Below are 26,218 nucleotides of genomic sequence, written 5' to 3'. Positions count from 1 at the left end.
CTCACCTGCGCTGATGAGGCGCCGTTGGCTGAAGCCGGCCTGATCCGCCGGACAGGCCGCAGCAGCTGACGCGGAACCCGCCGGGCCGCGTCAGCGGTAGGTGGCGGTGGCGAGTCGCGCCTTGTAGATGACCGCGCCCTCCCGGGCCCGTGCCACCCCGCTCACGTCGAAGTGGACGTACTTCGTCCCGAAGGCGTTGCCGCCCGGTACGGCAGCGGTCCACATCTGCTCGCCGGAGGCGTGGTGCACGTACGACTTGACGAGCTTGCGCGTGTGCAGGGTGGTCGGCTTCATCGTGGACTTGTCGACCGCGTAGACGCCGTTGGTGTCCGTGACCAGGAGCCGGCCCGGGTGCTGGAAGTCGGGCTGGAGGTCGTGCGGGTGGTGGAACGTGGTGAGGCGGCGCTCGGTGTCCTCGATCAGCTTCGCCGAGTTCGCCGTCGTCACGATCCGGTAGGCCGTCAGCACCGAGCCGCCGGCCGCCCACAGCCGCTCCAGTTGCGGGTCCCACAGCAGACCGTGCGCCTGGAAGAACGGGATCGGGGCACCGGCCCGCACCAGCGAGCCGCTGTGGCTGTCGGTGGGCCGGAAGACGTGCAGGCTGCCCCCGCCGGCGGTACCCCCTTCCCCCGTGCTGCGCCCGGCGACCACGACGACGCCGGTGCCGCGGGCCCGCTCGACGGCGTGCGGGTAGTTCGGGATGCTCGCCGACCAGAGCAGCTTCTTGTCGCGGCGCCGGTAGATGCTCGCCGTGCCGGGGCTGTTCGCTGTGCCTGTGGCCGCGAGCAGGATCTGGCCGTCCCCGCCGGTGTCACGGAACCGGTGTTCCATCGGGTGCCCCGAACCCGCCGGGTTCAGCTGCCACTTGATGTGGGCGTCCGTGAACGGCTTGTTGCGGTCGAAGAGAAAGACCTTCCCGGAAGTGACGTCCCCGATGAGCACGTCGAACGCCGCCGGTGCCGCGCTCGCCGGCGCCGCACCCAGCAGCCCGGCGGCCGGGGCGGCCAGCGCGCCCCTCAGCAGTCCCCGCCTGTCCATGTGATGTCCTCCCCCGTGTTCGACGACGTACATGGTCCGGACAGCTAGAGGAGACACCAGGGCCCGTTGGTTCCCCCGGAAACCAACGGGCCCTGTGTCAGCGGGCGGAATCAGACAGTCAGCCGATCGCCCTCACCACGTACCGCGGGTGCCGCGTCCGGCTCCGGCGACTCGTCGTGGGTGAGGTCCGGCATCCGGTGCAGCCACTTCGGCAGATACCAGTTGCGCTCGCCGAGCAGCGCCATCACGGCCGGCAGCAGCACCCCGCGGATGACCGTCGCGTCGATCAGGACGGCGGCGGCCAGGCCCACGCCCATCTGCTTCATGGACTGCATGGACAGCGTGCCGAAGATCGCGAACACGGCGACCATGATGACCGCGGCGCTGGTCACGACACCGGCCGTGGTGACCACGCCGTGCTGGATCGCGTCCTTCGTCGTGCGGCCGCGCATCCGCGCCTCGCGGATCCGGGAGACCACGAACACGTGGTAGTCCATGGACAGACCGAACAGGATCACGAAGAGGAACAGCGGCAGCCAGGTGACGATCGCACCGACACCCTCCGCGCCCACCAGCGAGGCACCCCAGCCGTGCTGGAAGACGGCGACGAGGATGCCGTAGGCCGCGCCCACCGACAGCAGGTTGAGCACGATCGACGTGATCGCGACGGTCAGCGAGCGGAACGAGAGCAGCATCAGCAGGAAGGCGAAGACGACCACGAAGGCGAAGACCGGGACGACGGAGCCGAGCAGCTGGTCGTTGAAGTCGTGGTTGCCCGCGACCTGTCCGGTGACCGGCGCCTCGACGCCGTCGACCTTGCCGAGCGTGGCGGGCCGCACCTCGTCGCGCAGCTTCTCCAGGCTCTCGCTCGCCTTGGCCATGTCGGAGCCGCCGACCAGCGGCACGGACACCAGTGCCACGTTCTGCGCCGCGTGCAGCTTGATGTCGACCGGTCCCCGCGAGGCGCCCGAGTCGATCGCCTGCCGCTTGAAGTCGGCCAGCGCCCGCTGCACCTCGGGCGCGTTGATGTCCCTCGCCCTGACGACCACCTCGGCCGGCTCGGAGCCGCCCGGGAAGGCCGCGTTGACCCGGTCGTAGGTCTGCACGATCGGCAGCGAGTCGCCGAACTCCTGGTCCAGTGTGAGCTGCGAGGTCTTCATGCCCAGCGCCGGCGCAGCGACGGCCAGCAGGGCGCCCACCGCGACGACGACGGAGACCACGGGCCTGGCGAGCACGCCCTTCAGGACGGCGGTCCAGAACCGGCTCTCCGTGCCGCCGGTGCGCTTGCGCCGCCGCAGGAACGGGATCCGGCCCTTCTCGACGCGCTCGCCCAGCAGCGAGAGCAGCGCGGGCAGGACGGTGACGGAACCGACCATGGCGACCGCCACGACCATCAGCGAGGCCAGGCCCATCGCCTCGAACGCGGGGAGTCCGGTGAACAGCATGCCCGCCATCGCCACGCAGACGGTGACACCGGAGACGATGATCGCGCGGCCGCTGGTGGCGGCGGCGATCCGCAGCGCCGCCCCGGCTTCCCGCCCGGCCTCGCGCTCCTCGCGTTCCCGGCGCAGGTAGAACAGGCAGTAGTCGACGCCGACCGCCATGCCGACCAGCAGCATCACGGAGTTCGCGGTGTCGCTCATCGGCTGCAGATGGCTGACGAGGCCCATCAGGCCCATCGTCGCCATGATCGCGGTGACCGCCAGGCCCACCGGCAGCAGCGCCGCCACCAGCGCGCCGAAGGCTATGAGCAGGATGCCGAGGGCGACCGGGACGGCGGAGTACTCGGCCTTCCGGAAGTCGTCGCCGAAGGCGTCCTTGTACTGCTTCTTCATGGTGGCGGCGCCGATCTCCGCGACCCGCAGCGACCCGTGGTCCTTCTGTACGTCCGCGACGGCCTCGACCACCGGCTCGACCCGGTCGGCGGCGGTGTCCGCGTCGCCGCGCAGGTCGAACTGCACCAGCGCGCTGCGGCCGTCCTTCGCGATCGTCCGCGTGTCGTACGGCGACCGGACGCCCGTGACCTCGCCGGTGCCCTCGACCGCCTTGACCACGTCGGCGACGGCGGCCCTGAACTCGGCGTCCGTGGCCTTGAGCGAACCGTCCTTCGCCTGGATCAGGACCGTCTCACCGGCCGGCTCCTTGATCCCCGCGTCGTCGATGATCCGTGCTGCGGTGTGCGTCTCGCCCTTGAGCTGGTCGCTCTCGTCCACGTCGACCCGGCCGGCCGCCGAGCCGAGTCCCATGGCCAGGACGACGAAAAGTACCCAGATGCCGACGGCGGCCCAGCGGTGCCGGGCGCTCCAGCCGCCTGCACGGGCGGCCAGGCCCCGCACGCGCACGTCCGTGTTCCCCATGACGGGATGTCCCCCTCGTGTGCGGTGACGGCCCCCTGCCGCCACGTCTTCACCTGCTCGGCTTCGACGGTAGGGGCCGGACGAGGACATCTCGTCGTGCTTTCCGGTGAAGTCCGCAGGGCCGGTCTCACCGCTGGGGAGGAGGGCGGCCCTTACATCTATCCGGGTTCGCGATGTCCGATCCGCCGACAGAGATCCACTTTGTGATTACGAAAGGTTGTTGAACAAGTCACAGCTCCGTGTAGGTGTTGATCCGCACCCGCCGTATCGGCCAGAGTTTCGCGCAGCCCGGCGTACGCACGGGTACGGCCGTCGTGCCCGCCCCCACGGGGCACGACGGCCGCTTTAGGGTGGCCGGATGACGACCTATGCGGCGCTGCTGCGCGGAATCAACGTCGGCGGCAGCAAGAAGCTCCCGATGGCCGACCTGCGCACCCTCATGACCGGCCTCGGCCACGACGGCGTACGGACCCATCTGCAGAGCGGGCAGGCCGTCTTCACCACGGACCGCGGCGACGAGCAGTCCCTGGCGGCCGAGCTGGCCCGCGCGATCGAGGCGCACTTCGGTTTCCCGGTCGACGTGATCGTGCGCGACCACGCCTATCTGCGGGCGGTGGCCGAGGCCTGCCCGTTCCCGGCCGCCGAACTGGAGGCCAGACAGCTGCACATCACCTACTTCTCCGCACCCGTCACCCCGGAACGCTTCGCGGAGATCGACCCCGCCGCCCATCTCCCCGAGGAGTTCCGGCTCGGCGACCGCTGCCTGTACCTGTACGCCCCGGACGGCCTCGGCCGCTCCAAGCTCGCCGAGGTCCTGTCCCGGCCCCGGATCACCAAGGGCGTGATCGCCACCAGCCGGAACTGGAACACGGTGCTCAAACTCGTGGAGTTGACCGCTCCGGAAGGATGACGGGAGCACCCGGCGCAGGCCGCCCGACGGCGTGCGAGGCTGTGCCCCATGCGCTACATCATCATCGGAGCAGGGGCGGTCGGCGGCACCGTCGGCGGGCGGCTGGCCCAGGCCGGGCACGAGGTCGTACTCGTCGCCCGTGGCCGGCATCTGACGGCGCTCGGCGAGCAGGGACTGCGGCTGCGGGTGCCGGAGGGCGAGCTGACGTACCGCCTGCCCGCCGTCGACGGGCCGTCCCCGCTCGGCGAGTTGCGCGCCGACGACGTCCTCGTCCTGGCCGTCAAGACACAGGACACCGTGGCCGCCCTGGAGATCTGGGGCGATGCGCCGGTGGCGGGCGGCGGGACCGCGGCCGAACGGCTGCCGCTGGTCTGCCTGCAGAACGGCGTGGAGGGCCAGCGGCTGGCCCTGCGCCGCTTCCGGCACGTGTACGGCGTCAGCGTCTGGCTCCCCTCGACCTTCGTGGAACCCGGAGTCGTCTCCGCCGCCGGCACCCCGCTCACCGGCATCCTGCATCTGGGCCGGTACCCGCACGGCACCGACGACACCGCCCGGCGTATCGCCGCCGACCTGGAGGCCTCCTGCTTCGAGGTACCGGTCGTGCCGGACGTGGCCCGCTGGCAGTACGCCAAGCTTCTGACCAATCTCGGCAACACCCTCCAGGCGTTGAGCGGGCCGGACGACGGGCAGGAGGCCCGGGCGGCCCTGCGCGAGCGCGTGTGGGCCGAGGGAGTGGCCGTGCTGGACGCCGCCGGGATCGCCTGCGCGAGCGCCGAGGAACAGAAGCAGGCACGCGGCGACAAGGTCACCCTGGTCCCGCTGGAGGGGGCCCCGCGCGGCGGCGGCTCCTCCTGGCAGTCCCTCGCCCGTGGCACCGGCACCATCGAGGCGGACCACCTCAACGGCGAGATCGTCCTCCTCGGCCGCCTGCACGGCGTACCGACCCCGCTGAACGAACTGCTGCAGCGCCTCGCCAACCAATTCGCGCGAGAGCACCGGGCGGCGGGCTCCCTGCCGGTCGCGGAGCTGGTCCGGCTGGCCGACGAGACGGTGGCGGCGACGGGACCCGAAGTGGACCAGTGAAAGAGGGGGCCATTGGATCGGGAGACTGCGCCACCGGCGGACTAGCGTCCATGGCATGACGCCTCGCGACGACCGCCGTACGACGACCTCCGGCCCGACCCGTGTCGACTTCTTCTTCGACCCGGCCTGCCCCTTCGCCTGGATCACCTCCCGATGGCTGCTGGAGGTCGAGCGTGAGCGTCCGCTCGACCTCCGCTTCCATGTCATGAGTCTCTATTTGCACAACACCGGGAACGAACTCCCGGACTGGTACCGGGACTTGGTCGACCGGTCGATCGGCCCGGTACGGGTCGTCGTCGCTGCCGCCGAACGGCACGGCGAGGAAATGCTGCGCGACCTGTACACCGCGTTCGGCACCCGGATCCACGAGCGCGGGATCAAGGACTTCGACACGGTGGTGGCCGAGTCCCTGGCCGAACTCGGGCTCCCGGCCGGCCTGTCGGCCGCCGCCCACGACCCGGCCTACGACGACGCGGTCCGCCGCAGCCACGAGGCGGGCGCCGAGCCCGCGTCGGGCGTCTACGTGGGCACGCCCACGATCCATGTCGACGGCACGGTGTGGTTCGGTCCCGTCCTGCGGGCCGTTCCGCGCGGCGCCGAGGCGGCGGAACTCTTCGACAGTTTCCGGGTGCTGGCCCGCCACCCCGACTTCTTCGAACTCAAGCGAACCCGCACCGGAGGCCTCCGCTTCGACTGATCCGATGCCGTGGCGTGCACGCGCGGCTTCCTATATCAGCAGGGCCACTCGGCAGGCAACTTGCGGGCGACGAAAGCAAGTTGGCTGAATTGCACCCCTTCGGTACGACGGCCTCCTCTTGCCAGTGACACATCCGCCGGAACCGACGCAGTACCAAGAGCCGACCGCGGTCCGACGGCACAGGGGAGCGCCGGACCGCGGCGGTAGGCACCCCTGCCCGGCGCAGGCCGCCCGCTCGCGCGAACCCGCGACAAACCCCACAGCTTGTCCCTAGGGTGAAGCGCGCGGAACGGCCGAGGGGGACGGATGAGTGTGACGGCGCGACCATTACCGACGCTGCCGCAGTACCGCAAGGACTCGGTGACACGGCGCCTGTGCGCCTCGGTGCACCTCGACGACGACTTCGCCCTGTACGTGGACCGGGCGCTCACCGGCGACCGGCTGGACGCCCTGGGGCTGAGCCTCGGCATCAACTTCGTGGCCCTCGCCCGGCATGCGCGCGTGGCCACCCGCCGCCGCGCGGCTCTCGACCGCCGGCTGGCGTGCCTCGCGCTGACCGTGCCCCTCGCCGTTCTGACGGGAGGGTGGGCTCTGGTCAACGGGCACGGTTCACTCGGATGGGTGGCGATTTTCGGCCCTCTCGGCGCCTACGCGGCCGCCTGGACTCTGGTCCACCACAAGGAGTCCGTGGGCCGGGACACGGCACGCGAGGTGATCCACTCCGCCGAGAAACCCGAGCGGACGGCACCGCCCGTGGAAGCGGAGGCGGAGGCCCTGCTCAACGAGCTGAAACGGGCCAACGTCCTGCCGTACGCCGACGCCGCAGCCCAGACCACACCGTTCGTCGGCAGCGGCGACAAGATCAAGGAGGTGGTCTGGCAACCCATCGACATCAGCAGACCCGCCGACGACCAAGGCGGCGGCAAGCTCCCCCTGCTGCCCTTCGACGCCATCGACCTGCACACCTACGTGGCCCGCCACATGGAGAGCATCTCCGGCCTCCAGGGACTCAGAGCCAGGAACCGGCTCTACGTCCTCGGCAGCAACGCCCCCTTCCTGCCCGAGCTGGTGCCCGACCGCACCCGCCGGCCGAACGCCCAGATACCCAAGCAGCTGGTGCAGGCGGGCCTGCAGAGCCCCGGCGCGGGCATGCGCACCCATCTGTGCCTGGAACGCATCGGCGAGGGCGGACGGTTGATCGTCTCCATGTACCTGCGGGCGATCATGCAGGCGCCCAGCCTGACCTGGGAGGTCGCCGCCTACGCGATACCCCCGCTGGACGGCCGTTTCCACCGGGTGGACCGGCTTCCGGTGGCCCCCCGCGAACGCTGGTGGGACCTCGTCAAGTACGCCACCTCGCACGCCGGTCCGGAACTGCGCCGCGCCCTGGGCCGGTTGAGGGCCCGCAGCCGCTGGCAGCGTGACCACGACCGATGGCTGACCAGGCAGCGCAAGGCGATCGCCAAGCAGCACGTGCTGTACGACTACGGCGCCAAGGGCAGCCTGCGCGAGGACCTGGGCGCCTGGGACGAGGCGGGCTACGCCGAACGGACCGACGCGCAGGACTTCCTGTTCCGGCTCCAGCAGGGCGTGCTCGTCGCCACGGAACGGTTCCTCGAGGACCATCATGTCGACACCAGCTCGTACGACAAGGCTGTACAGGTCATCAGCACACAGACCTACAACATCGGTAACGTCAGCGGTCCCAGCATCTTCGGCAACAACGGCACGATCGCCATGGGCGGTCAGCAGGGTCCCGGGCCTCACGGCGGACCGGGGCCCCAGAGCGGCCAGGGACCTGCGGGACCCCGCCCGCCCGCGCCGTAATCTCAGCCCCGCCGCCCCTCAGGGAGCAGGAGTCAGGACAGGACGATGAGTACCTACAACTTCGGGAACATCAACGGTCCCGCCAACATCGGCGATCACGGCCGTATGGAGATCAACCCCCATGCGCCCGCCACGGAGGCCCTCGTCCGGCTCGCGGACGGACTGATCGCCGCGCTGCGCGCGGAGTATCCGGTGCTCGTGGGGCACGGGGAGGTCATCCGCGGAGCGTTCGTCGAGTCCATGGGGGACGGTGGGCCGCCCAACCGGGGCCGGATCCGCTCGGCCCTGGAGACCATCAGCATCGGCGCCGCGGCCGGCACCGGCAGCCTCGCCTTCACCCAGCAGCTCATGCAGGTACTGGGTCTGTGAGCAGGCGGGGCCCCGCACAGGGGCCCCGCCCACGGCTCACCTGGCGTGCACCACCGCCCGTACCCCGTCACCGAGGTCCAGTTCCAGACCCGACCTGAGCTGCACGGTCTGACCGGGCTCGACCTTCTGCACGGTGCCGTCGGAGCGGGTGCCCGTCCACGTCTGCTGCGACCGGTTCGCGATGCCGAACCGGCCCGGCCTCTTCGGGTGTTCGACCAGCTCCGCCACCAGCGCGGCGTCCGAGCAGTCGTGCCGAGCCGGCTCCGGCAGCAGGTGGTGGGCCTGCACCCGGGCGCCACGGCGCAGCCGGATGTGGTGCTCGGTGCGCGGCGGGGGAGTGGTCACCGTCAGCCGGGGCGGCAGCACCAGCTGCGCCCCGCAGCCCCAGCAGAGACGCGGCGGCGGGTTCTCGCCCGGCTCGGTCATGTTCTGCCGCCCGCAGGACGCGCACTCGACCACCGAGTCCAGCACCGCCCGCAGCGCGTTGCGCCACTCGGTCTCCCGCACCCGGGCCGCCGGATCACGCAGCCCGATCGTGAAGGAGCGCCGGAACAGGTCCTGCAGCGTTTCGGCCGCCGCGGGCCAGGTGGCCAGCACGGTCGCGTGTTCCATCGGGTCCGGCGCGTTGGAGTCGTCGGCCGGGTCGAACAGGAACAGCGGACTCCTGCCGTACAGCTTGCGCTCGGCCGCCTCGTCCAGGCAGTGGATCCCCAACTCACGCTTTCCCTTGAGCGGGTGATGATTCATCAGGAACATGAACAGCAGCACGGCGAGCGAGTGCAGGTCGGACTGGGTGCCGGGGCGTGCGCCCGGATCGCCGCGCACCAGCTCCGGCGCCATGAACTCCATGGTCCCGGAGATGCCGCTGGCGTCCCCCTCCACCACCGCGTTGTCGTTGTCGCAGACCAGGACGTCACCGGTGGCCGGGTCGAAGAAGATGTTGCCCCAGGAGATGTCCCGGTAGGCGATGCCCCGCGAGTGCAGCGCCTGATAGGCCTCCACCGTGTACAGGCAGGCCGTCAGCAGCGCCCGCGGACTGGTGCGCAACTGCCGCCGGAACAGCGCCGGAAGGCCCTTGTAGCGGTCCGGTCGCAGCCCCATCAGATAGCCGAACGACCCATGGTGTGCGGGCACATGGGCCTCCGGCCACAGGAACCGGTCGTCGGCGAACTCCCGGGCGACCAACTCCCGGACGATTCCCTGCTGTTCGCCGGTCGCGCAGGTCGGGTAGTACCACTTCAGCGCCCGCTCCCCGTCGGGGGTGCGGACCCGGTACACCTCGCCCTGGCCGCCCGCGCCGAGGAAGTCGACGATCTCGACCTCGTCACCGTTCTCCGCCGCGAGGCGCGTCCCGCCATCGAGCATGCCGCTCATCTACGTCTCCGTCTTCCGTTCTTCCGTCCGATCCGGACCACCGCCCCGTTCGGAGCGCAGCGCCGCCGCCAGTGTGGTGTCGTCCCCGGAGTAGCTCGACGCCTGCGCCAGCCACTGAGGCAGCACCGTCCGCACCTCCGAGCTGCCCTCCCGGGCGAGCCGCCCGGCCAGGCCCGCGACGAACGCGCGGTACCCGTCGGCCGACGCGAAACTCTTCGACAGCCCGTCCGTGGACAGCACCACCAGACGCGGGGTGCGCGCCTCCTCGAACACCGGCGCCCAGTGCATCCGCATCGACTGCCATGCCTCGTGCCCGCACAGCGACTCCGTCTCGTCGCCCAGGTCCTCCTCGGCCGGCGCGAGCGGCCGGCTCAGCGTGCCGTCGTGCTCCACCACCGCGAGGTCCCCGTCGCCCAGCTGCCAGGCCACGAACAGCCACGGCGTGAGCACGGCACCGATCAGCGTCGTCCCGTACAGCAGGAGCTTCTCGTCGGGTCCCGGCTCCCGGGACGCCTCCTCGACGACCGGCCGGTTGCGGTCCCAGTGCCCGAGGGCCGCCCGCCGCCACTCGTGCACCAGGGCGCGCGGGAAGTCGTCCCGGGCGTACGTCATCAGCCGGGCCAGCCGGCCCGGCTCGTGGCAGTCGTGCGCCGCCCGGCCGAAGTGGGCGGCCAGCCCCATGAACCGGTCCACGGCGAACCGCGCGCCCAGCTCGCTGCGCGCGTGCACCGCCGAGCCGTGACCGTCGGCCACGGCGAGGATCAGCGGGTCCTCGTCGGACCCGGTGCCCCGGCACTCGTACCAGTCCTGGTTGCGGCGCTTGTTGACGCCCTGGACGCTGTCGGCGAGCGTCTCCCACCGTCGCACCCCGAGCGTCACCACACGTCGTCGTCATCGTCGTCGTCCAGGACCGGCGGTGCGTACGGCTGCTTCGCCATGGTCACGGCCGTACCCGAGGTGTCGCCCGCGACCGGCTGGGAGGCCGCCTTCACGGCCGCGGTGGACGCCCACCGGATGGCGGCGGCCAGTTGCTTGGGGCTGTTGGCGTCCAACGGCTGGAGCTCGGGGTTGCCGAGGAACTCCTGGAGCACCCCGCGGTCCGCGTCGGAGCCGATCGCGATGGCGACCCGCACCGCCTTGCGGCCCCAGGGAGTGGCGTCGATCGCCTTCAGGCCCGCCTTCCAGTCGTCGGTGGGCACCCCGTCCGAGACCAGCGCCAGCACCGGCTTCAGCGCCCGCTCGGGCATCGGCGGGGTCTGCAGTTCCCGCGCCACCAGATACAGCGCCTCACCGAGGTTGGTCATACCGTCGACCTGGACGTCCTGCCAGGTGAAGTCGTCGACCGGGACCGGGGTCTGGTGGTGCCACTGGGCGGTGGTGGAGAAGGTGACCGTACGCAGCAGCAGCTGGGCGGCCGGGTTGTCGTGGGCCACCGACCGCATCTCCGGAACGGCCTCTCTGATCGCGTAGTTGAGCTTCGCGATCTTCTCGCCCTGCATCGAGTACGAGCAGTCGAGCAGCCAGATGAAGTGGACCGGCCGGTTGGCCATGGGCCCGCCGGGAATGTCGCTCACGCCGTGGTTCCTTTCCAGTGGAGGTCGGTTCGGGATGGGGTTCGCTCAGGGCAGCAGCAGCCGTACGACGCAGCCGACGGCGGCCACCGCCAGGGCCAGGGCGGTGACGAACAGGCCCGCCATGGCCCGCCGGGCCCGGGAGACGGAGGGGGTGACCTGGTTCATGCCGGGCTGTACTTCCCTTCCTCGGCCTCGTCCGGTCGCCGCCGGGGTCTGACCGGCCGGCCGCCGGTGCCGCCGCCGGACCCGGTGAGCGGGCCGGTGCGCAGCCCCGAGGCCGCGAGCAGCCACAGCACCGGCTCGGCGGCCCGGCGCTGCTCGCTCTCCAGCGGCCCGGTGCCGGTGGCCGCGTGGGCGCTGACCGCCCAGTAACGGGCCGCCCGGAAGTCGTGGCCCAGAGCGCGGACCAGTGAGCCGAGACCCACGTCGGCGAGCCAGTCGTCGATGCGCGCGCCGGGCACGGGCAGCGAGGTCAGCCGGTCCAGGACGTCCCGCTTGGTGACCACGGTGGCGACCGACATCCGGGACCGCCGGCCGGTGAGCGCCGCAAGCTCCCCGGTGAGCCGCTGGTACGTCTCCCACGGGCCCTGCGCCGAGGGCCGTGCCCGGTCCGTGCGCTCGGTGTCCTCGGGGCCCAGCAGGCCGCGGACCTTCGGATCGGCGAGCACGTCGGCGACCAGGACCACGCCGTCCGCGTGCGCCAGGTAGTGCTGGGCCCGCACCCGTTCGGCGTCGCTCACCGACTCGCCCATCGGGTCGTACAGGTACAGCAGCCTCCGCCTGCGGCCCCGGGCCACCGTGAGCATCAGGGCGCGCGGCTGGCCGCCGGTGGTGGCGTGGGCCCAACCGGTGCGGTTCAGCTCCTGGTTGAGCCCGGTCTGGGTGCGCCGGTCGTCCACCGTGGCGTACTCGACCCGCAGTTCGCCCTGCCGCGCCCAGGCCTGCAGCCCCTCGACCATGGCCGCCATCAGCATCGTCTTGCCCGACGAGGTGCCGCCGACCAGCGGGGTGTGGACCACGCGCAGGGTGCCCGCGGCCCGGGGCAGGAACTGCTCGCAGCGCGGGCACAGCGCCGTCAGCTTGCCGCGGCCCAGCAGCCGGGAGGCCGGCATCCGGTGCCCGCACCGGCACACGTGCCACAGCACGCCGTACCGTCCCGGGCGTAACTCGGCGTGCAGCGCCCGGCAGTTCGGACAGCGGTGCAGCGCCAGCGGGACGGGCGCGTAACAGCCGGGGTGGGGGCACTTCACACGGATGCCTCGCAGCAGCAGCCGACCGCGCTCCACCCCGCGCAGCACCGGCACACCGGCGGCCCAGCCCGCCCACACCACGGCCAGCAGCAGGGCGAACAGGGCCAGCACCATGCCGAGGAGCAGCGTGGCCAGCACGGCGCCGACGAGCGCGCCCGCCGCGGTGCCGGGCGCGACGAACACGACCAGCAGGAACCGGTACAGCGGCGCCGAGGCGCGCACACCCGAGGCACGGCGCCCGTGGAACAGGTTCCGTGCGGTCCGGTCCGTCCACGGGTCGGTGAACGCGGACCAGACGGCCCCCGGCCCGGCGTACCCGGCGGACCGCGCGTCCGCCCACGACTGCCGCCACCAGTAGGCGAGATGCGCGGGCTCGCCGCCGCCGACCCCCGCGAGGCGCGGATCGGTGCTGCCCGCCCGCCACGGCCCGAGCTGCTGCCACACGGCCTGCACGCCCCGCCCGAGGAACTCCCACAGCGTACGGAACACGCACACCGCCGCGGCCACCACACCGGCCCAGGCGAGCAGGACCAGCACCAGCAGAAGCGCGGTTCCGACCGGTCCGCCGTCCGTGCCCACGTTCATCCGCGGTCTCCTCCGCCCGGCGGCCGGACATCGCCGTACCAGGTCGCCTGCCGCTCCTCACGCCGCCCGCGCCCGGTCAGCCGGCCCGCGAGCCGGCCCAGGGCGCCGGGGCGGTTCCAGGCGAGGTAGGCGTCCAGGCGGCCCCGGCCGGTGCGGCGCAGCGCCTCCTCGACCGCGCCCAGGTCCTCGGCCGGCAGCGCCCGTACGACGGGCCGCAGCACCTTGGCCAGCAGGGTCGTGCGCGTCGCCTCCCAGGCCGGATGCGTCTGCGGGTACGCGCTCCAGTCGCCGAAGCAGGCGGCGACGTACGACGGCACGGTGCGCAGCCGGGTGCCCACCCGGTCCCCGCGCGCCACGCGCTCGTACGCCGCCAGCAGCCCCGGATCGCCCGAGCGGGCCAGCGCGTACAGCTCGCTCTCGGGCGCCGGCGCGCGGGGCGGTGCGTAGGACTCGCCGTGCGCCGGTACGGCCAGCAGCCGCCGCGCGAGGGCGTCGTACACCCGCCGCGTCACCGGATCGGGGGCGGGCTCGGCCGCCCCGTCCCGCAGCCGGAGCACGTGGTCCGCCCAGCCCTCGACGTCCTGGTCGGTGTCGATCAGGTCCGTGTACTCGAGCAGGAGCAGCGGCGCCCGGTGCGCGGGCCGCAGCTCCGTGGTGAAGCAGCGCAGCAGGTCGGTGGCGAGGGCCGGTACGGCGGGATCGTCGGCCGGGGCGGCGAGCGCGGCCTCGACCAGCAGGTCCCGGGTGCCGGCCAGCCGGTGCGCGTCCGAGCCCAGCTCGTTCAGCAGCAGGCTCGCCTCCTCACCGGTGGGCAGGTCGTCCGTCCAGACCAGGTGGAGGGCGGTGAGCAGGACGGCCGGTTCGGCGTGCGGCGAGACCCCGGCGGTGCGCAGCACCTCGTGGCACCGCCGCAGCCGGTCGCCGCCGGCCCGCCGTGCCTCGCCGGCCTGGACGCACATGCGCAGGTGGGGGAAACCGGGGTCGAGCGAGACGGGCAGCCCGGACCCGGCCAGGCGCGCGGCGACGCCGGGCGGATTCGCGGCGGCCAGCGCGTTCAGCGCACCGAACAGGGCGGTGCGCAGCGCGGGGTGACCGTGGACGGCGTCGAGGAGGGCGGAGGGAAACGCCCGGTCGGCGGCGGACGGCTCCCCTGCCGCCGGCTCCGCGGCCCGTCCGCTCACCAGGTCCCGGGCGATGCGCTCCGCGAACTTCGGAAGCGCCTGAGTGCAGTCCACATCGAGCAGGTCGGCGACGCGCAGCAGGGCCAGAGGCCGGCCGGCCGCGGGTTCGGTCGGGTCGGCGATGCCCTGCCGCAGGGCCGGGGCGAGGTCCCGGGCCAGCTCGGCACGGAGCGCGGGCGTCAGCGAGCCCGCGCCGAGCGGCGGCACGGGGCCCCGGTCGACCACGGCCGAGGCGAGGACGCGGGCGGCCAGTGGCGCGGACACGGCGGTGGGCACCTGTCCGTCCAGCCGTGCCGACAGGGCGGCCAGCGCGGCCGGTTCGTCGTCCAGAGGGGTACCGGTGGGGCTGTGGCGTCCGTCCCGTGTGCCCGGGGGACCTGCCGTGACCTCGCCGGTCAGTGCGCCGACCAGTGCGGCCAGTGTCTGCTCGGGCAGCGTGGAGGCGTGGTCCGCGACCCAACGGGCCGCCGCCGCACGCCCGTCGCCGCGCAGCCCGATGCCGTGCACGAGCGCGGCCACCGCGAGCGGGCCGAGGTCGCCGGAACTGTCGCGGAACAGCTCGGGCCGCCCGGCCGCCCAGACCCGTGCGCACACCTCGGCCCAGGCGTCCCCGACGGGCTCCGCGCCCGCACGGCCCGTGCAGTCGTGCACCCGGAACCGGTGGTCGTGGCCCACCGGCTCGGAGGACGGCAGCGCCCCGACGATCTGCTGACGGGCCTGCTGCGGCCGGCGGGTGTACGTGGTGAAGGTCAGCCGGTGCGCCCGCTCGCGCGGCAGGACGGCGCAGGCGAGGGCGATCCACTGGGCCACGTCGGCGCTGTCCTGCTCGACCAGCACGATCTGCCGGGTGTCCGTCTCCTCCGCGAGGGCCCGCAGGTCGGCGAAGAACGCGGCGAGCCGGTCCGCACGGGAGCGGGCGAAGGCCACCAGGGTGTCCGTGCGCAGCAGGCCCGACGGCTCGAACCGGTCGACGGGCTCGGGCCGCCCGTCCGGGGGAGTGGTGTCGGCCCAGCGCGGTGACTCCCATGCCGTGATGGGCAGCGCCCCGTCCGGCAGCCGCACCCCGGACGGCAGATGGAGGGCATGAGCATGGAAGTTGCCCCAGCGCCCGCTGTAGTCCGCGCCGGTGTACACCGAACGACTCAACAGCCGGCCCCCGTCGGACAGGTCACTGAAACTGAAGGCCTTGGGGAAACTCTTCAGCTGCTCGGTGTCCGGGCGTGCGGGGAGGTCGCGCGGAGGGTCGTACCCGATGAGCTGCTCCGCCTCCCGCAGCAGTGTCGGCGGCACGCCGGGGCTGACCGCGGTGAACCGGAAGCCCGACCCGTCGGGACCGGGCGGCGCCGAGGTGTAGTGGAGCTGGGAGAGGCTCACCGGGCAGCCCCCTTGCCCGCGGTGCGCACGGGCAGCAGCCCGCGCCGGGACAGCAGCCACAGCAGCGGATCCTCCACCCGCACCGGCTGCGGACCCGACTTCGGTACGTCCGCCGGGGCGTTCGCGGGCGGGGGCGAGCCCAGTGCCGACAGCCCGAAGAGCGACAACTCGGCGAAGTCCAGCTCCAGTTGGCGCAGCAGCGCACCGGAGTCCCAGTCCGTCAGCAGGGACCGGAGTTCCTCGTGCACGGCCAGCCGGTCCTCGCCCTCGTAGGCGCCGGCGCTGTGCGGGGCGTTGCGCAGCAGCGGGGAGTGCGGGTCCAGCAGGGGTCTGAGCATGTCCGTCTTGGTGACGGCCACCGCGAGCGGCGTGGACGCGCGCCCCCGCGCCTTGCCCTTGCCGTGGGCCCGCAGCTGGGCGGCCAGGTCGGCGGCGATCTGCTGCGGCGACGTCTCCACGACGGGCAGCGGCGGCCCCTCGTGCACCGGCAACCGGTCGCGCACGGAACCCAGTTGGAGCGGGTCGACGAGCAGGATGATCCCGTCGGCCGCGCTGAGGTAGCGGGTGTAGCGGTCCATAGCCTCGGCACCGGCGAGGTCCTCACCGGCCGCGTCGAAGAAGACCAGCGTGGTGTGCCGGGTCCCGGAGCCGCCGAGCAGCCCCTTCCGGGGCAGGCTGAGCCGGTACAGCAGCGGGTCGTTGAAGCCGAGGGCGGCCGGCCGGGTCGCGTCCGGCAGCCGCAGCCGCTCGTACAGGTCCTCGGCCATCTCCTTGTCCCGCGTCTGCGTGCTCTGGCCCATCGCCGCGAGCGAGGCGTGATAGGCCTGGCCGACCCGGTGGTTCAACTCGTTGACCAGCACGGACACATAGGTGCTCTTACCGGAGGCCTTCGCGCCGACCAGCGCGATGATCCGGCTGTCCTGGTCGCAGTAGTCGCTGGGCAGGTCGCTGTGGCAGGACCGGCAGACCCGCACCGGCGTGGGCACCCCGCACTTCGGACAGGGCACGCTGCTGCCCCCGCCGCCGAGCCCGGGAACGCGGCGCGGCGGATCGAAGACGGGCCCGCGCATCCGGGCCGCCGGGGGCACGCCGGGCCCCATGAACCCGGCCCAGGCGTCGTCGCGTTCGGGCCCGCAGGGCGCGCCGCCGCGCACCCCGCTCGGGGTCATCAGGCAGCGGTACGGCAGCTTTGTCGCCGACGCGCGGGCGAAGCAGTAGGGGCAGATCACGGTCGTCATGGCTCAGCGCACCACCAGGCTCGCGAGAGAGGGTTCTTCGAGTCGCACCGAGGCTGCGTGCTCCCCGAGCAGGAAGCCGCGCAGGGTGTAGGGGACCGGACAGGGGGAGGCCGGCAGCTCCTGTTCGACGGTCCCGTGCCGCGCCAGGTCGGGCCCGGGTATCCGCAGTACGGTCGTGCCGTCGGCGGCGCTGCGCGGGCGGAGCGTACCGCTGCGCGCGACGCACACGAACTCCGGCACGTCCCCGAGCGCGCCCGGCGTGGCCAGGGTGACCCGCAGCAGGGTGCGGCCCCGGCCGAGGAACCGCCGGGACGCGCGCACCAGTTGGTACCGGACGGTGGCGTCCGGCGGCAGCAGTGCCTCGGCCGCGTCGGGCACCACCACGACGGCACCGCGCACCCGGGGCACGGTCGCCGCCCCTATCCGTACGGCGCCCGGGCCCACGGGCAGCCGTAGCCCGCCGCGCCGGTAGGCGTGCGCGGTCAGGGTCCGCTCCCCGCCGGCCTCCGCGCCGTCCACGGGCGCCCAGGTGACCGCGAGGTGCCCGGCGCCCTCGGGCCAGTCCAGCGTGACCTGCGCCTGCCCGTCCGGAAGCCGGTCGGCGGCGAGCCCGGGCACGGGGTGCACGGCCTCCACGCCGACGGCAGGCCCGGCCAGCGCCCGTGCACCGAGGACGGCGACGGCGCTGACCTCGGCGTACGTGCCCGGCGGCGGGCGCAGGGCGCCCGCCTGCGCGGGCCAGTCCAGCGCGGCCGGCAGGTCCTGCGTGCGCAGCTCGGTGCCCGGCGCGGGCGTCCGCCCGGGCCACACCACCAGCCGCACCGAGGCGCCCCGGCCACCGGACCAGGCGAACCGTACGGCCCCGCTCTCGGCCTGCGCGGTGAGGGTGCGTACGGGCTCCGGCCAGGGGTGAACGGTGCCGGTCACCCGGAGGCCCGCGGAGCTGACCAGGCCGCCGTCGGGCGCCCGGTAGCGGCACACGATCCGGAAGGAGTGCGGGCCGACTGCCAGACCTGTGGCCGTGAATCCGCCGGAACGAAGGTCCAGTCGACCGGCGGCACCCTCCGGCCCGGTGTGCCCGACCGTGACCTCCTCGACGCCCGCCGGCCGCTGCCACGTGCAGTCGATCCGGCCCGGACCGTCGCTCGGCACCGGGCGCCCGACCTCCGGAGCGACCAGCAGCTTCCGCGACACCAGCGGCGGCCCGGCGATCCGACCGTCCCGCAACGGCAGGGCCGCGTACCGCACGGGGGAGCCGAGCGGGGCGTCCTCGTCCCGGACCGTCCCTGCTGCCGTCGGATCAGCGCCGGGCACGCTCCGTACGGCGGGTCTGCCCTGCTCCGTGCGGTGGAGCCGCAGCAGCCGCCACTCTCCGCCCGGTATCCCGTCCTGGTCCTCCCACGTCAACTCCACGTGGTCCGGATGCAGTTCGGCGCGCAGCAGGGGGCGGCGGCCGGACTCGGGCCGGTGGACGCGGACCAGACCGTGCAGGGCTCGCCGGTCGTCGGCCGCCTCGCACAGCGCCTTCAGATACGCGCCGCTCGCGCCCTCCCGGTCACCGTGCTCCGCTGCCCGCCGGGCGGACCGCAGGAGATCGTCGACGAGGCCCAGCCGCTCGGCCAGCTCCGTGCGCAGGGCAGCAAGCGCCGGGTCACCGGTGTCCGTGGGCAGCCGGTCGAGCAGGGTCCGCAGCCGGTGCAGCCGCCGTCGTTCCCGGGCGTCGGCGAGCGACTCCGCGGCGTCGCGCCCGCGCCGGTCCAGGACGGGCCGCCGCCGGGCCGCCGCCACCAGCCCGGCGATCTCGTCGGCGTGCACCCCCAACTCGGCCGCGAAACGGGCACGTTGGGCTGCCGGATGGTCCTGCAACAGGCCGATCAACTGGTACAGGACGACCCGGCGCAGGGCCTGCGGATCGCTCCGGTGCAGCTCGGCCAGGAGCGCGGCGAGCGGGGCGCCCGGGCCCGCGCCCCGGGCGAGAGCGTCCAGGAACGGGCCGTCCACCCGGCGCCGGCCCCGCGGCCCCGACGGCACGTACAGCCCGTCCAGGACCCGTAACCCCACGGGCTGGGCGTCCAGGGCCTCGCCGAGATGACGTAACCCCGCCGTGTGCTGGGCCGCGGCGAGGGCACCGTAACCGGGCACGAGGGGGCTCAGCGGCAGACCCGACAGGGCCCTGGGAAGCCCCAGGTGATGCCCGAACTCCTGACCGGCCACGCGATCCGTTCTCCCCCGAGACAGTGCTTCGAGGGACCATCCCAGCAGATCCGGACGGGACCAGGAAGGGGTTTCGGGGAAACCGAGCAGGTCGGGACGGCAACGACCGGAGGGGCGGCCGTCGGGCTCCGGGCCGCCGTGATCAGGCGATCCGGCAGTTCCGGCCTTCGGTCGTGACGGTGTGCCGCTCGACCTCGCCCGACGAGCCGATGCTGTAGATGTGTCCGTCCGGAACGGTCAGCATGCTGTGGGCGCTGATTCCCGTCTCCGTCTTCTTCCCCTGCGCGGAGAGTGAGGTCAGCCTGCCGTTCGAGAGGAGAACACCGCAGTCCCGGAACAGCCCGATCTCCCCGGCACTCTTGACGGTGACCTTCTTGAAGGGAGCCGATCGACTTCCTGAGGTGATGGAGATTTCCTGTGTGGATTCGTCGGAGTCCGCGGAGAACGATCCGACGATCGTCGAGGTGTCGGAGCTGGCGCAGTCGCTTCCGAAGTGCGCAACCTCCCGGATTTTTCTACCGGTCGCCAAGCTGAACTCGGACGCCTTGTCTCCCAAGGTCCACATCTTTCCCTGTTCCGGGGAGAGGCATCCGACACTTCCGGGGAGGCCGGTGGATGCCGACGAGGGTGAAAGACGCTCCCCGTCCAGGGGGAATCGAAAGGCGTTCCAGGAGGCGACATCGTTCTCCTGGACGGACACCAGCAGTGTGCTGTTGTCCTCCGAAACCCTGCCCATGGCGTCGCCGATGCCCTTGGCGAAGGATTTCGTGTGGCTGTTGCCGCCGTCCGACCAGATGATGGCGGATTCAGATGTGGCCACCCATGTGTCCTTGTTTCTGGCCCATTGGACGACCAGGGACTTCTCGGGGAAGGACTGAGTTGTCGAATCGGCGCCGAGTTTCCATACCACGTGGGTTTCGGACGCCGACTTGTTCATGTCCACGGTGGCCGATATGGCGGCATCCGGGCATGCTGTGGTGCAGTGGACGTCGGTGGGGAAGTATCGGTTCTCCTGCCACACCTTCTTCCCGTCGCGCGTATAGCCGCTCAGGACCTCGCGTTCGGTGTCGAAGGTGATGTATCCGTGGCTGTCCCCGTCCACCAGGACCAGGCTGTCCTGAGGTGCGGGTGCGTCGGCGCGGTCGGTGCCGGAGGCCGAGCAGCCGGCGATCAGTGTCGCCGAGGCGGCCGCCGCGACGAGCGCGGCCCAGTCCCTTTTCAGTCCCATGCGTTTTCCCCGTCGAACGATGACGGGTGTGCGGCCGGAGCCGCACACCCGTATCTCTTTCCTCAGCCGTCAGAACGCGAACGACTTCGACTTGCAGTCCACGGGCCACCCGTGGATTCCGTCCATGTTGTACCAGGCCTCAGCGATGAGGCGGGTCCTGCCCTTCTTGGTGATGGGCCGCAGGCTCTTGGGGAACTGGGTGCTGAAAGACACGAGGTCCCAGCGCACCTCCCCCTTCTTCCTCCTGTCCACACCGATCCGCGAGGAGCCGCCGTCGAGCAGGTAGGAGGTGATGGAGAAGTCGGAGCGGCTCTTCTTGAAGCCGTGGCTGGTCGGGTAGTAATAGCGATCGGTGTGCTGCCAGGTCGTGCTGGTCTTCTTGACGTAGTACGTCTTGACCGTGATTTTGGCGTCCGAGGTGGGGCTGATCGACGCGGAGCAGGCCGTGGACTGCGAGGCGGCGAGGGCCTCGGGAGCGGAAACGCCTGCCAGCATGACCGCGGCCGCCACCGGTGCGATGACTGCGGCCACGTGCTTCTTCGTGATTCTCAAGATGAATCCTTTCCCCGCTTCTTGGTCAACATCATCCTTGTCCACGGACAGGAGGAAGATCAACGGAGTTGAGGAGTTCCTGAGCTACTTCACATTGCGGAAACAAATGGTCAGGCGATTTGTGGCAAAGGCGCGTCCGTCGCCGCGGCACGGAAGCGGCTCAGCACCAGAGCGGCCACCTCGGGTGCTGCGCCCAGCACGTCCGCGAGGACGTCCGCGCCCTGCGCGCCGCGCGCGATACGGTCCGGCAGGAATCCCGGCGCCAGTACGTAGGGTGCGACAGCGACCCGCCTGCAGCCGAGTGCCCGCAGCTCCCGTACGGCGTCGTCGGTGCGCGCAAGGGATGCGGAGGCGAACGCGGGCCGCACGGCGCACCAACCGGTGTGCCGCCACTCCCGCGCGATTGCTGCGATCACCGCGATCGCCTCCGGGTCCGTGGACCCCGCCGAAGCCAGCACGACCCCGGTCGAGGACTTGTCGGCAGGGCTCAACCCCGCCTCGTACAAGCGCCGTTCCAGCGCGGACAGCAGCAGCGGGGACGGGCCCAGTACCTCCGCCTGCCGGATCCGCAGCTGTGGCGGCGCGTCCCGCAGGACCGCCGGGATGTCGGCCTTCGCGTGGAACGCGCGGGTCAACAGCAGCGGCAGTGCCACGACGTCACGGACGCCCTCCGCCGCCAATGACTCCAACACCCCTTGCACGGAGGGGACGTTGAAGTCCAGGAAGCCCGTCTCCACCCGTACGTCCGGGCGCAGCGAGCGCACCCGGCGTACGAGCGTGTGCACCGTCGCGGCGTGCCGCGGGTCGCGGCTGCCGTGGGCGATGACGAGGAGTACGGGTGTGTTGTGCACGGGGCTCAGCTCTTCACCAGCAGGCCGCGGCTGCGCAGCACCCACCGCTCCAGCGGGCTGAAGATCAGCAGGTCGATCGCGATGCCGACGAACAGGATGAGCAGGATGGCCTCGAACACCATGGCCATGTCGCCGGCGGTGCGTCCGTTCTCCAGCAGCTGGCCGAGGCCCACGCCCAGGTCGGGGAACTGGGCGATGATCTCCGCGGCCATCAGCGAGCGCCACGAGAACGCCCAGCCCTGCTTCATGCCCGCCACATAGCCGGGCAGCGCCGCCGGCAGCGTGACGTGCCAGATGCCCTTGATCCCCGTCGCGCCCATCGTGCGGCCCGCCCGCAGGAACAGCGGCGGAACCTGGTCGACGCCGGAGACGAGACCGTTGGCGATGGACGGGACCGCGCCGAGCAGGATCACCGCGTACATCATGGAGTTGTTCAGGCCCAGCCAGATCACGGCCGGCGGCACCCACGCCACCGACGGCAGCGACTGGAGGCCGGACAGGATCGGGCCGATGGCCGCGCGCACGAACTTCACCCGTGCCACCAGCAGACCCAGCGGGGTGCCGATGAGCAGCGCGAAGAAGAAGCCCAGCAGACCGCGCGAGACGCTGGTCCAGATGTAGCCGAGCAGATCGCCCTTCAGCCACGCTTCCTTGAACGCGTCCCCCACGGCCGTCAGCGAGGGCAGCTTGGTCGGGTTGTCGACGACCGGGTAGAGGAGGGACCAGACCGCGAGGACCACCGCGATCGCGATGATCGGCGGAAGGATCTTGTTGACGAAGGTCTGCCGGAGGGTCGGACGGCCGGTGGCCGTGGTCTCCAGCGCGTCGAGGCCGGCCTCGACACTCCCGGCATCCTGGGCCGGCGTCGTCTCAGTGCTGGCCATGACGGCGGATCTCCCCACGCAGTACATCGGTGATCTCAAGGGACAGTTCGGCCACGGGGGCGTCCTCGATGCGGCGCGGCTGCGGGATGTCGACCGTCCACTCGCGCGCGATCCGGCCCGGACGCGAGGACAGCAGGACCACCCGCTGCGCGAGCCGCACCGCCTCGCGCACATTGTGCGTGACGAACAGGACGGAGAGCCCGGTCTCCTCCCAGATGCGGGTCAGCTCGTCGTGCAGCAGGTCCCGTGTGATGGCGTCGAGGGCCGCGAACGGCTCGTCCATCAGCAGCAGGTTGCTCTCCTGGCCGAGCGCCCGGGCCAGCGCCACGCGCTGGCGCATACCGCCCGACAGTTCGTGGACGCGCTTGCCGTACGCGCCCTTCAGCCGGACCAGTTCGAGCAGTTCCTGGGCCTTGTCGCGCCGCTCGGTCTTCGGAACCCCCCTGAGCTTCAGGGCGAGCTCGATGTTCTTGCCCGCGGTCAGCCACGGGAAGAGGGCGTGCTCCTGGAACATCAGGGCCGGGCGCCCGTCCGTCACGATGGCGCCCGCGGTGGGCCGGTCGAGCCCCGCCACCAGGTTCAGCAGCGTGGACTTGCCGCAGCCCGAGGCCCCCAGGAGGGTGACGAACTCGCCCGGAGCGACATCGATGCTGATGTCGTCCAGGACGAGCTGCTGCCCACCGGGTGTCGCGAAGGACTTCGAGACGTGCTCGATGCGTGCCGCGTACTCGACGGACTCGTCGGCCTTGGCAAGCGTTGTGGTCGTGGCCATGGTCGTCACCTCCTGGGAACTCGTCGGGTTCTACGTCAGCTGCCGAGACCGGCGTCGCCGACCGCGCTCGCGCCCTCGGCCTTGAGGACCTCGTTGAGGAGCGTGAGGTCGTAGATGCCCTTCAGGTTCGGCTTCTCGAGCAGACCGGCCTTGACCGCGTGCTCCGCCTCGGTGTTGAGGGTGGCGGCCAGCGGGTCGTCGGTGAACTGGATCGACTTCCACGCCGGGTCGATGACGGCGGCCGGCAGCGCCTTGCCCGAGTCCGTCTCCAGCTGCTTGTTCGCCGCTGCCTTCGCCTCGTCCGGGTTGGCGTTGATCCACTTGTTGCTCTCGACCGCAGCCTTCAGGACCGCCTCGACGGCCTTCGGGTGCTCCTTGAGGAAGCCCTGCCGCACGATGATGTTCGTGATCACGAACTTCTTGTCGGGCCACAGCGACGCCTCGTCGAGCAGGACCTTGGCGCCCGCGGCGACCAGCTTCGACGCGGTCGGCTCCGGCACCCAGGCACCGTCGACGGAGCCGGACTTGTAGGCGTCCGGGGTGATCTTGTTGTCCGTGCGGACGACCGTGACGTCACCCTTGCCGCTCTGCGCGTCGACCTTCCAGCCCTGGTCGGAGGCCCAGTTGAGAAACGCCACGTCCTGCGTGTTGCCCAGCTGCGGCGTCGCGATCTTCTTGCCCTTGACGTCCTTGAGGGACTTGATCTTCTCCGGGTTGACGACCAGCTTCACGCCGCCGGACGCCGAACCGCCGATGATCTTCAGGCTCTTGCCGTCGGACTTGGTGTAGCCGTTGATCGCCGGGGAGGGGCCGATCCAGCCGATGTCGATGGAGCCCGAGTTGAGGGCCTCGATCTCGGACGGGCCGGCGTTGAAGATCGCCGGCTTGACCTGGGTGGCCCCCAGCTCCTTCTGGAAGAAGCCCTTCTGGAAGCCGACCAGCGCGGTGCCGTGGGTCAGGTTCCCGAAGTACCCGATCCTGACGGTGTCGAGTCCGTCGGTCTTCTTGGCCCCGGCGGCGACCTTGGCCGTGTCGTCCTTTTCGGCCTGGGAGCCGTAGCCGCAGGCGGCGAGAGTGAGAAGAGGGAGCGCGGCTATGACCGCGAAGGTGCGGCGAAGAGCAGATGTAGCAGGCACGGGAGGTGTTCCTCTCGGAGGCCCGGCGGTCACGGTCTCTCAGGTCGTGGCCGGGAGGTCGGCAGGTCTGCGTTTACGGCGGTGGGGGGTGAGGGCGCGCAAGCGGTGCGCGTACGTCAGCACACACATCGCGCCACTCCGCCCTGCCCGCTGCCGAGGGCGCCGCTGCCGACGCGGCCGCCCTCCTTCGCGAACGTGGAGTAGATGTCGTACGGGTTCATGTCAGAAGTCCCACCCGTCGTCCTCGGACTCGTCCTTGACCGGCTCCGGGGACGCGAACGACTCGCCGACCATGCCCGCGGTGAGCGTGGTGCCGTCGCTCGGGTCGATCAGGATGAAGGAGCCCGTGCGGCGCGAGTCGGCGTAGGAGTCGACCGGCAGCGGCTCGGCGGTGCGGATCTTCACGCGACCGATGTCGTTGGCGACGAGCTGCCCCGGGTGCGGGTGCAGGGACAGGTCGTCGAGCGTGAGACGGGACGGGATGTCCCTGACGATCGCCTTGACCGTGCGGGTGCCGTGCTTGAGCAGCACCCGGTGACCGACGGTCAGCGGCTGGTCGGCGACGTGGCAGACGGTCGCCTCCACGTCCTGCGTGGTGGCCGGCGCGTCCTTGGTCGGCACGATCAGGTCGCCGCGCGAGACGTCGATGTCGTCCGTGAGCAGGACGGTCACCGACTGCGTCGTCCAGGCCACGTCGACCGGCTCGCCGAGCAGGTCGATGCCGGAGATCGTCGTCGTACGGCCGGACGGCAGGATCGTGACCGGGTCGCCGACCCGGAACGTACCGGCCGCGATCTGGCCCGCGTAGCCCCGGTAGTCCGGGTGCTCGGCGGTCTGCGGCCGGATCACGTACTGGACGGGCAGCCGGGCGTGGCAGTGCGCCAGGTCGTGGCTGACCGGGACGGTCTCCAGGTGCTCCAGGACGGTCGGGCCGCCGTACCAGTCCATGTTCGCGGACGGCTCCACCACGTTGTCACCGGCGAGCGCCGAGATCGGGATCGCGGTGACCTCGGGAACGCCCAGCTCGGTCGCGTACGCCGTGAACTCCTCGGCGATCGCCGCGAAGACGGACTCCTGGTAGTCGACGAGGTCCATCTTGTTGACGGCGAGGACCACGTGCGGCACGCGCAGCAGCGCGGCGATCGCCGCGTGCCGACGGGTCTGCTCGACCACGCCGTTGCGGGCGTCGACCAGGATCACCGTCAGCTCGGCCGTGGAGGCGCCGGTGACCATGTTGCGGGTGTACTGCACATGGCCCGGTGTGTCGGCCAGGATGAAACGGCGGCGGGGCGTGGCGAAGTAGCGGTACGCCACGTCGATGGTGATGCCCTGCTCCCGCTCGGCACGCAGGCCGTCGGTGAGCAGCGCGAGGTCCGGACCCTCCTGCCCGCGGCTCGCGGAGGCGCGCTCCACGGCCTCCAGCTGGTCGGTGAGGATCGACTTGGAGTCGTGCAGCAGCCGGCCGACGAGGGTGGACTTGCCGTCGTCGACGGAGCCGGCGGTGGCGAACCGCAGCAGGGTGGTGGCCGAGAGTTCCCCGGTCGTGGTCGTGCTCATGCTTAGAAGTACCCCTCGCGCTTGCGGTCTTCCATCGCGGCCTCGGAGAGCTTGTCGTCGGCGCGGGTGGCACCGCGCTCGGTCAGCCGTGAGGCGGCGATCTCGGCGATGACGGCGTCCAGCGTGGTCGCATCGGAGTCGACGGCGCCCGTGCAGGACATGTCACC

21 protein-coding genes and 1 pseudogene are annotated in these 26,218 nt (G+C 71.8%); 5 read left to right on the top strand and 17 right to left on the bottom strand.

Annotated elements, in window-relative coordinates; translation table 11 throughout:
* Nucleotides 1-90: 90 nt before the first annotated feature.
* Both ABZ471_RS14995 and ABZ471_RS14990 read right to left on the bottom strand, forming a co-directional pair.
* Nucleotides 91-1,038, bottom strand: coding sequence for a DUF6528 family protein (locus ABZ471_RS14995; protein ID WP_359066364.1), 948 nt, complete (start codon nt 1,036-1,038; stop codon nt 91-93).
* Between the two features lie 110 nt (nt 1,039-1,148).
* Complete coding sequence (locus ABZ471_RS14990) at nt 1,149-3,395, bottom strand: MMPL family transporter (protein ID WP_359066362.1); 2,247 nt, start codon at nt 3,393-3,395, stop codon at nt 1,149-1,151.
* 358 nt (nt 3,396-3,753) lie between these two features.
* Between ABZ471_RS14990 and ABZ471_RS14985 the strand changes: the two genes are divergently transcribed.
* The 5 genes from ABZ471_RS14985 (at nt 3,754) to ABZ471_RS14965 (ending at nt 8,281) form a co-directional block, all read left to right on the top strand.
* Entirely contained in the window at nt 3,754-4,305 is a 552-nt protein-coding gene (locus ABZ471_RS14985; RefSeq protein WP_359066360.1) for a DUF1697 domain-containing protein, read from the top strand.
* A 48-nt stretch (nt 4,306-4,353) separates the two neighbouring features.
* Entirely contained in the window at nt 4,354-5,388 is a 1,035-nt protein-coding gene (locus ABZ471_RS14980; RefSeq protein WP_359066358.1) for a 2-dehydropantoate 2-reductase N-terminal domain-containing protein, read from the top strand.
* A 55-nt stretch (nt 5,389-5,443) separates the two neighbouring features.
* Nucleotides 5,444-6,085 carry a DsbA family protein gene (locus tag ABZ471_RS14975; protein ID WP_359066356.1) on the top strand — a complete coding sequence of 214 codons (642 nt, stop codon included), beginning with the start codon at nt 5,444-5,446 and terminating at the stop codon, nt 6,083-6,085.
* 306 nt (nt 6,086-6,391) lie between these two features.
* The gene (locus tag ABZ471_RS14970) at nt 6,392-7,912 is read left to right on the top strand and encodes a hypothetical protein (protein WP_359066354.1); all 1,521 of its coding nucleotides are present in this window, start codon (nt 6,392-6,394) and stop codon (nt 7,910-7,912) included.
* 45 nt (nt 7,913-7,957) lie between these two features.
* Complete coding sequence (locus ABZ471_RS14965; RefSeq protein ID WP_359066352.1) at nt 7,958-8,281, top strand: hypothetical protein; 324 nt, start codon at nt 7,958-7,960, stop codon at nt 8,279-8,281.
* 36 nt (nt 8,282-8,317) lie between these two features.
* Here ABZ471_RS14965 and ABZ471_RS14960 read toward each other — a convergent pair whose 3' ends face one another.
* The 15 genes and pseudogenes from ABZ471_RS14960 to ABZ471_RS14890 form a co-directional block, all read right to left on the bottom strand.
* A complete protein-coding gene (locus ABZ471_RS14960) occupies nt 8,318-9,655 on the bottom strand; it encodes a protein kinase (RefSeq protein ID WP_359066350.1) in 1,338 nt (445 codons plus the stop codon).
* Nucleotides 9,656-10,537, bottom strand: a complete 882-nt coding sequence (locus tag ABZ471_RS14955; protein WP_359066348.1) for a protein phosphatase 2C domain-containing protein — start codon at nt 10,535-10,537, stop codon at nt 9,656-9,658. It abuts the gene before it with no gap.
* On the bottom strand, nt 10,531-11,205 hold the full coding sequence (locus ABZ471_RS14950) for a tellurium resistance protein (RefSeq protein WP_359066540.1): 675 nt from the start codon (nt 11,203-11,205) through the stop codon (nt 10,531-10,533). Before ABZ471_RS14950 ends, ABZ471_RS14955 begins: the two co-directional genes overlap by 7 nt.
* Nucleotides 11,206-11,390: 185 nt before the next feature.
* A complete protein-coding gene (locus ABZ471_RS14945) occupies nt 11,391-13,064 on the bottom strand; it encodes a hypothetical protein (RefSeq protein ID WP_359066347.1) in 1,674 nt (557 codons plus the stop codon).
* Nucleotides 13,061-15,619: a GTPase-associated protein 1-related protein gene (locus ABZ471_RS14940; protein WP_359066345.1), complete on the bottom strand. Its 2,559-nt coding sequence runs from the start codon at nt 15,617-15,619 to the stop codon at nt 13,061-13,063. The genes ABZ471_RS14945 and ABZ471_RS14940 overlap by 4 nt, the downstream gene beginning before the upstream one ends.
* Nucleotides 15,616-16,857 carry a hypothetical protein gene (locus ABZ471_RS14935; protein WP_359066343.1) on the bottom strand — a complete coding sequence of 414 codons (1,242 nt, stop codon included), beginning with the start codon at nt 16,855-16,857 and terminating at the stop codon, nt 15,616-15,618. Before ABZ471_RS14935 ends, ABZ471_RS14940 begins: the two co-directional genes overlap by 4 nt.
* 3 nt (nt 16,858-16,860) lie before the next feature.
* Nucleotides 16,861-19,071, bottom strand: coding sequence for a hypothetical protein (locus ABZ471_RS14930; RefSeq protein WP_359066341.1), 2,211 nt, complete (start codon nt 19,069-19,071; stop codon nt 16,861-16,863).
* 142 nt (nt 19,072-19,213) lie between these two features.
* Nucleotides 19,214-20,173: a hypothetical protein gene (locus ABZ471_RS14925; protein WP_359066339.1), complete on the bottom strand. Its 960-nt coding sequence runs from the start codon at nt 20,171-20,173 to the stop codon at nt 19,214-19,216.
* 195 nt (nt 20,174-20,368) lie between these two features.
* Nucleotides 20,369-20,851, bottom strand: coding sequence for a hypothetical protein (locus tag ABZ471_RS14920; protein WP_359066336.1), 483 nt, complete (start codon nt 20,849-20,851; stop codon nt 20,369-20,371).
* 110 nt (nt 20,852-20,961) lie between these two features.
* A complete protein-coding gene (locus ABZ471_RS14915; RefSeq protein WP_359066334.1) occupies nt 20,962-21,702 on the bottom strand; it encodes a sirohydrochlorin chelatase in 741 nt (246 codons plus the stop codon).
* A 5-nt stretch (nt 21,703-21,707) separates the two neighbouring features.
* Nucleotides 21,708-22,586 carry an ABC transporter permease gene (locus ABZ471_RS14910; protein WP_359066332.1) on the bottom strand — a complete coding sequence of 293 codons (879 nt, stop codon included), beginning with the start codon at nt 22,584-22,586 and terminating at the stop codon, nt 21,708-21,710.
* Nucleotides 22,573-23,358 (bottom strand): ABC transporter ATP-binding protein, encoded by a 786-nt coding sequence (locus tag ABZ471_RS14905; protein WP_359066330.1) that lies wholly within the window; start codon nt 23,356-23,358, stop codon nt 22,573-22,575. The genes ABZ471_RS14910 and ABZ471_RS14905 overlap by 14 nt, the downstream gene beginning before the upstream one ends.
* 35 nt (nt 23,359-23,393) lie before the next feature.
* A complete protein-coding gene (locus ABZ471_RS14900) occupies nt 23,394-24,494 on the bottom strand; it encodes an aliphatic sulfonate ABC transporter substrate-binding protein (protein ID WP_359066328.1) in 1,101 nt (366 codons plus the stop codon).
* Nucleotides 24,495-24,716: 222 nt separating this feature from the next.
* The gene (locus ABZ471_RS14895) at nt 24,717-26,051 is read right to left on the bottom strand and encodes a GTP-binding protein (RefSeq protein ID WP_359066326.1); all 1,335 of its coding nucleotides are present in this window, start codon (nt 26,049-26,051) and stop codon (nt 24,717-24,719) included.
* 2 nt (nt 26,052-26,053) lie between these two features.
* Nucleotides 26,054-26,218, bottom strand: a pseudogene (locus ABZ471_RS14890) (sulfate adenylyltransferase small subunit); the annotation flags it as partial.

The organism is Streptomyces sp. NPDC005728 (genome assembly GCF_040630895.1).
In the GTDB taxonomy this organism is placed as follows: Bacteria; Actinomycetota; Actinomycetes; order Streptomycetales; family Streptomycetaceae; genus Streptomyces.
Note: the sequence above shows the minus strand (reverse complement) of the source record. Positions and strands in the feature narration are given on the sequence as shown.